Below are 1,496 nucleotides of genomic sequence, written 5' to 3'. Positions count from 1 at the left end.
GACGTCCGAGATCGTTCGCGTGTGGCACGACGACCGTTCTGTAGGAGACGGCAGTGCCATGCTGTACCTCAGATGGATACGGTATTTCAGGGACTACTGTGAGCAGTGCGGGCTTGACGAACGCGCTCAACTAACTCGCGATGGTGCCTGTCGATTTTCTACGTGGTACGTCCGAAGGCACGGCATCAGGCCGGAGACAGCTGCAAACGCGCGGACGGCTCTGTACGCTCTCAATCGGGTCTATTACGTGCTGGGACGGGATCCTCCGTGTTGGCAGCACGCGCCGGTTACCGCTCCGCCCTCAACGGCGTTGCTGCGCTCATATGAGGAATACCTGGTGACACATCGCGGTAGCCCGGCGGCAACCGTACACAAGAAGTTGGCCCACATCGGTTACTTTCTACGGCATCTGCGTGTTCATCAGCGAACCTGGCGTTCGATGAAGCTGACTGATGTCGACGCCTTTCTCGTCGACTGCAGCCGTCGCTACGCGCGGGCCACTACGGCCGATATTGCCTGCAGCATCCGCTCCTTCTCGCGTTTCCTGTTTGCTACAGGACGCAGCTCTCGCAACGTCGCTGACTCGGTAATCGCTCCAGTCCAACCAAGATACGAGCGGCCACGCCGAGCTCTGGCATGGGAGCACGTTCAGCGGTTACTGGCAGCAGTGGACCAATCAAATCCGTGCGGCCTGCGCGACTACGCCATGCTACTGATGATGGCAACCTATGGATTCGGCGCTGGCGAACTGATCCGGTTACGGCTGGACGATATCAATTGGGCCGCCTCGACGTTGCAGGTTCTGCGTCCCAAGACCGGCGCGCTCTTTACTCTGCCACTATTGCCGGTCGTGGCGAAGGCGCTGGTCCGCTATCTTCGTGGCGGAAGGCCTCCACATACCACGACCCGATATCTGTTCGTCCAGTTGAGGCTGCCATTCGCACCACTTACGGCATCTTCAGCTGTATGGCATGTCATATCCAAACATGCAGCTGTAGCCGGACTGACGGCGCCGTACCTCGGCAGTCATGTGCTGAGACATTCCCATGCTGCTCGCCAGATCGACCTTGGAGCAGATCCACGAGTTATTTCTGAGATTCTCGGTCATCGCGACCCAGGCTCCATCTCGGCGTATGTACGTATCGCAACGGAGACCCTGCGCGACATCTCTCTTCCGGTCCCATCATGAGAACATTCGTGACAGCGGCCTGTTTGGCGCGCGACGTTGAGATGTTTCTACGATTTCGCCGTGCGATGGGTGTGCAATATCTGCGCGGGGAGTTCGTGCTCAACGGTTTCATCCGATTCGTCGCTGAACAATGGGGTTGGCAATCCGAGATCGCTCTCGATGAGGCTATCAGACGATGGCTGTCGCGCATAACCGGCCGTAAGCCGGTCACGGTGGGGCTGGAATTCGGCGTAGTACGGCAGCTTTGCCTGTATCGACGTCGAGAGGATCCATCCGGGTATGTGCCCGAGCATGCGCTCGCACCGGT

1 protein-coding gene and 1 pseudogene are annotated in these 1,496 nt (G+C 58.8%); both read left to right on the top strand.

Features of this window, described 5'->3' with window-relative positions; all coding sequences use genetic code 11:
- Positions 1-58: 58 nt before the first annotated feature.
- Positions 59-1,189: a site-specific integrase gene (locus tag ACLFKU_RS43375; protein WP_410853344.1), complete on the top strand. Its 1,131-nt coding sequence runs from the start codon at positions 59-61 to the stop codon at positions 1,187-1,189.
- A pseudogene (locus tag ACLFKU_RS43370) lies at positions 1,186-1,496 on the top strand (integrase); the annotation flags it as partial. The gene ACLFKU_RS43375 and the pseudogene ACLFKU_RS43370, both read left to right, overlap by 4 nt.

The organism is Paraburkholderia sp. EG304, from assembly GCF_046543485.1.
Lineage (GTDB): Bacteria > Pseudomonadota > Gammaproteobacteria > Burkholderiales > Burkholderiaceae > Paraburkholderia > Paraburkholderia youngii.
This window is presented reverse-complemented; position numbering and strand designations above follow the sequence as displayed.

Excerpts from the sequence above, each read along its gene's own strand:
- ACLFKU_RS43375 (WP_410853344.1), top strand. The coding sequence starts at position 59 with ATGCTGTACCTCAGATGGATACGGTATTTCAGGGACTACTGTGAGCAG.